This window comes from Johannesbaptistia floridana (assembly GCF_057440575.1).
Genome location: NZ_JALKVM010000417.1, coordinates 1 through 5,123, shown reverse-complemented (window position 1 = coordinate 5,123; position 5,123 = coordinate 1). Strand labels below are relative to the sequence as shown.

Genomic DNA, 5,123 nt, shown 5'->3' with positions numbered 1-5,123 from the left:
GAACAAATATTTTTGCTAACTGCACACCACGTAAAATATCCAGCCAGGCGATCGCCTATTTCTTATTAACAGCCTAAAAGTCTTATGTAGATTTATAAAATTATGGTGCATTACACGCAGGTTAACGCACCCTACTAAACTATAAACTTATTTCTTATTAACAGCAGAACGTATCCCGCTATATTGTGTTATCGTAAAATTCAATTCCCTGTTTTAATACCTTTTTCATTGTCATGGCTAAGTTAGTTTTTTTAGGATCTGGTTCAGCTTTTACACTAGGAACTGATAATTTCCAGTCAAATATGTTTTTAATTAGTGATAATGGGGAAAAACTACTCATTGATTGTGGGGGAGATATTCGATTTTCTCTCAATGCCGCTTCTTTTACTCATCGAGATGTCACTGATATCTATATTAGTCATCTTCATAGCGATCATATTGGGGGACTAGAATATATTGGTTTTAATTCTAAGTTCGATCCTAAGTGTAGTAAACCAAAATTATATTTAAGTGAAACTATTAGCAAGAAAATCTGGGACAGTTTATCCGGTGGCATGGGTTATCTACAAGGAGAAGAAGCTAATATCGATACTTTTTATAATATTCAAGCTATTGGTAGTGAAAACTATTTTTACTGGCAAAATATTAAACTAAATTTAGTTAAAGTTATTCATGTTGATGCTAAAACAGCTATTATGCCTAGCTATGGATTATTTTTTCAAGTAAATCAAAAAAACATATTGATAACCACAGATACTCAATTATGTTTAAATGTTTTAGAACCATATTATAAACTTGCGGATTTTATCTTTCATGATTGTGAAATATCTACTTTTCCTACAGGAGTACATTCACATTATCAAGAACTTGTAAATCTTTCAGGGGAAATCAAAGCAAAAATGTGGCTATATGGTTATCAACCCCTTCCTCTTCCAAATGCAAAAAAAGATGGTTTTCTTGGTTTTGTGAAGCGAGGAGATGTTTTTAAATTTTAGTTTAATTACTATAGGTCATCAAGAGCATGTTAGAAAAGCTTAATACCACAAGAATATTCATAGGTCAAACAGAAGCTGAAACAGAAGATAAAGCAGAAATTCCTATAGATGAGATAATTTCATTAGTTGTTTTAGCGGTCTTATTATATTTTGTCTCTAAATACATTAAAAAACTACTCATTAACATATTATCTAAAAATCTTGAACTAGGAATTAGAGACGCTATAGCTAGTCTAATAAGTTATGGTATTGCCGCTTTATTTTTTATCATTATTGTTCAAAATATATTAAAAATTGATTTATCTGCTTTAGCCTTTCTCGGTGGTGCGATTGGTATTGGTATTGGTTTAGGATTACAAGATTTGATCAAAAACTTTTTTAGTGGGTTGAGTTTTTTATTAGAAGGAAATGTCAAAATAGGTAACTTTATTGAAATTGAAGGACAAGAAGGAGAGGTTGAAAAAATCTCTACTCGTTCTACTATAATTAGAAAAATAGACGGTACTCGCGTAATTATCCCTAATAGTCAGCTAGTAGAAAACAAAGTAACTAACTGGAGTTATGAAAGTCCAATTAAAATCAACATTGATATAGAATTGGATGGCGATGCAAATATTCTGTTAATTACCACAACTATTTTAGAAGCGGTATATCAAGAAAACAATGTTTTAAAATATCCTCAACCACAGGTTTTTTATCTTGGCATTGGTGATAGCAGTCTTAAATTTAGAGTCTGGGTATTTATAGAAACTAGTAATTTAATGCAAAAAGAAAAAATTAAAAGTAATTTACAGTTTGCCTGTGAGTACTATTTACGCCAGAAAAAAATTAAGCCTCCAACTCCTCATAGAATTATTTGGTTAAGAGAAGATCAAGAATATTTAAAAGAACAGGAAGAAAATAGAATTATCTCGTTAATAGAAGATCAAAAATATTTAAAAGAACAGGAAGAAAATATTAATAACTCTTCTCTTATTACTTTACTGGATCAAGTAACTTATTTCAAAAGCTTTAATGAAATAGAGTTGAGACAATTAATTGAATTAGGTTATCACCTGACTAAACAAGCTGGTGAGTTTCTTTTTCATCAAAATGAAGATGGAGATGCTTTTTATATTCTTCTTGATGGTGCGGTAGAAGTAATTATTAATGGCGATTGCAAAAAAGTATTGCCACCTGGTAGTTTTTTTGGAGAATTATCTCTACTACTAAATATTCCGAGAACAGCAGGAATTAAAGCTCAAAAAGACGCTAGTTTCTTTTGTATCAATTGCAATAATTTTGCTAAATTGCTCCAAAACAGACCTAATTTAAAAGCAGAAATAGATAAGCAACTAGAGGAAAACAAGAATAAACCAGAGGTAATAGAGGCATACAAAAAAGCAAAAGCTGAAGGAACTAGTACATCTCAAAATTTGCTCGATTGGATGAAAGAACGCTTTAATGATTTATTTAAATGATATTACTACAGTCTAATAAGTAGTCTAATAAGTAGGGTGCGTTAGCCCGCCAAGGGCGTAACGCACCGAATCAAATTGATATGAGCAATAAATATTTTTTCTAACGGCGCCGGGTATAACGTATCCCGCAGGCGATCGCTTATTTCTACACGAGAGAGTGAGTATTATCATTGCCTCTTTACCTAAAAGTCTTATGTGGTTTATAAAATTATGGTGCTTTACTTAGACCAAAGCACCAGAACAAAAGACCAGTAGGGTGCGTTAGCCCCTAAAGGGCGTAACGCACCGAATCAAATTGATCAATGAATATTTTTTCAACTGCGCACTACGTAGTCGCTCTGCCAGGCGATCGCCTAGTTAGATCAAATCCGTTTAATTATATATAACCAGAGATAATATTACTGCATATATTGCGGTGCGTTACACGTCGTTAACGCACCCTACAATTTACTTATATTTTCCTAGAAAGCTAGGTTAAAAATCTGGTGTGCAGACAAGTTAAACTGAGGAAAAGTTGGGGAAACAATGACAGTATTTTCCGTAAAGGTCGTCATCTGATACTCCTCGTCCACTAAATAACAAACAAAAAATGTAGGTTGCTTGGGGTTGCCAATCAACTTTCTGGGACCCCATGCCGCATAATCCACAATCCAATACTCCTGGATACCCATCTCTTCATAATCTCGCAGTTTATTGTAGTAATCGTCACGCCAATTCGTTGAAACCACCTCGACGATTAATTTAACTGACTCAGAATTTTGTATAATTGATTCGCTCTCCCAGCGAGATTCCGCCCCCATAACTTCTTGGTTTAGCACGATGATATCGGGTTCATAACCTGAGTTTTCCCGTTTGGGTTTGACAATTGACTCTCTAGGAATCGTCCAAATACCCCCTTTGCCCATCTGCCTAATGATTATCAATAATTGCTCGATTAGAGAACCGGTTAAATTTGAATGTTTCCCTTTAGGCTTGGGCATTTCAATAATGACTCCATCATGCAGTTCATATCGGACTTTTACGTTGTTGGGATACCAGCTTATAAATTCATCAAAGCTGTATAGTTTAGCTTCGGTTTTGGCATGAATCATAGAAGATTTAGAGAGTAATTTTAGAGTTCGTGTTTAAATAAAATTAGTTAATTTAGTAGGGTGTGAACCGCAAAGGAGCACGTAACGCACCAGATTGTACAGAGAAGCGAGAAGGAAAAGAGGAAAGTATAAAAATTATTGTAACTAATTAAACTGATTTGATGTGAAGACGAGATAATTAACTTGTGCGTTACACACAGGTTAACGCAACCTACTAAACTACTATTTAAATAACTTTTAAAACTAGGCAAAAACTCCATTTTTTGTTGCCATTTTCAAGTTCCTACGAAAGAAACTTTCACAAGTTCAATGCTTAGTCACTTAACCTCAAATCATTCTTATCATATTACTACTCGTTGTAATAACCGTGAATTTCGGTTGACTCGTTTAGAAAGCCGCCAAATCCTTCTTTATATTCTCAAAAAAGCCATAATCAAATACGATTTTCAGCTTTATTGTCTCTGTATCATGTCTAATCATATTCATTATTTAATTGAACCGAAAAAGCGAGAAGACATACCGAACATTATGCACTATATCAATTGGTATTCGGCGATGTGCTTTAATCGAATGTTAAATCGTACAGGACATTTTTGGGAAAAAAGATACCATCAAACCTCTTTTCCTAATACTGATATTAGAAGAGGTTTAAACACTATTAGATATATTCATGCTAATCCCCAAACTGCGGGAATGCAAAAAGGTTTTTTCTATGATTTTAGCAATTATGGAGTATACGAAAGATTAGGGGATGATGGTTTAACTACATGGCATCCGGCTTTTTTAAGTTTGGGGGAAGATTTAGAAGAATGTGCTAGAAAATATCGCAAATTTTGTTATCAATATCAGCCACCAGAAAAGTCCCACAAGAAATTTTATTGGGGTAGTAATTTATTACCTAAATTAACTCGTAGAAACAAGGCAACTAAAACTAAAAGAAAGAAAACTGAGAAACAAAAAAAAGCTGAGGTTGAGGCTAAACGACTTTATCAATACTGGCAGGAAAATAACCCTGAAGTAGTGGAAGTAGCAGAAAAATTTATTTTAGCTAACTGCTATAACCCTAAGTATGTTGAGGAATATCTTGCTAATTATTACTGAGTTACAAATTATCACAAGGGATTGGTGTGTCTAAATTACTTTTATCTTTGAGGTTTTGGTATATTTTAATACACTTTTTCAGGGTTGGTAGTTGATATTCTTTGGATTTTACCAATACAGTTATGTTTTTTGTATAATGCAAAGAATATCTCTAACAGGTAATGAAATCCTCAAACCCTTATAAAATCGTACAGATGAAATTTATATAAACATTTATGGATCCTCTAAGTCCTTTATCTGCTATAGTCTAGAGAAGAGAAAAGAGATAAATCTCACCCACCGACACCACAAAAGACCAATCGACACTAACTCGCTCAAATCCACCCACAAACGACAGGGGTAATATCCCCGGGTTTTAGGGTTTCCTGTATACCAGCCGACTTGTTCCGCCACCGCCTTATAGCTTTCATCATCATATTTGTCTAGTTTACCACCTTTTTCTAAATAAATTTGTTTTTGCACAGAAAAGCCATATT

Annotated in this window: 4 protein-coding genes and 1 pseudogene; 3 read left to right on the top strand and 2 right to left on the bottom strand. The window is 33.6% G+C overall.

The features are described 5' to 3' along the window. Positions 1-233: 233 nt before the first annotated feature. Entirely contained in the window at positions 234-995 is a 762-nt protein-coding gene (locus tag MW688_RS23800) for an MBL fold metallo-hydrolase (protein ID WP_486738501.1), read from the top strand. Between the two features lie 26 nt (positions 996-1,021). Further along, positions 1,022-2,455, top strand: coding sequence for a mechanosensitive ion channel domain-containing protein (locus tag MW688_RS23795; protein ID WP_486738500.1), 1,434 nt, complete (start codon positions 1,022-1,024; stop codon positions 2,453-2,455). Positions 2,456-2,916: 461 nt separating this feature from the next. Here MW688_RS23795 and MW688_RS23790 read toward each other — a convergent pair whose 3' ends face one another. After that, a complete protein-coding gene (locus MW688_RS23790; RefSeq protein ID WP_486738499.1) occupies positions 2,917-3,546 on the bottom strand; it encodes a Uma2 family endonuclease in 630 nt (209 codons plus the stop codon). Positions 3,547-3,855: 309 nt separating this feature from the next. Here MW688_RS23790 and MW688_RS23785 point away from each other — a divergent pair, with 309 nt between their 5' ends. After that, complete coding sequence (locus MW688_RS23785; protein WP_486738498.1) at positions 3,856-4,647, top strand: transposase; 792 nt, start codon at positions 3,856-3,858, stop codon at positions 4,645-4,647. 240 nt (positions 4,648-4,887) lie between these two features. On the opposite strand, the pseudogene MW688_RS23780 reads toward MW688_RS23785, so the two are convergent. Continuing rightward, positions 4,888-5,123, bottom strand: a pseudogene (locus MW688_RS23780) (hypothetical protein); the annotation flags it as partial.

Coding starts and splice junctions, on each gene's coding strand:
- MW688_RS23800 (WP_486738501.1), top strand. CDS start 234: ATGGCTAAGTTAGTTTTTTTAGGATCTGGTTCAGCTTTTACACTAGGA.
- MW688_RS23795 (WP_486738500.1), top strand. CDS start 1,022: ATGTTAGAAAAGCTTAATACCACAAGAATATTCATAGGTCAAACAGAA.
- MW688_RS23790 (WP_486738499.1), bottom strand. CDS start 3,546: ATGATTCATGCCAAAACCGAAGCTAAACTATACAGCTTTGATGAATTT.
- MW688_RS23785 (WP_486738498.1), top strand. CDS start 3,856: ATGCTTAGTCACTTAACCTCAAATCATTCTTATCATATTACTACTCGT.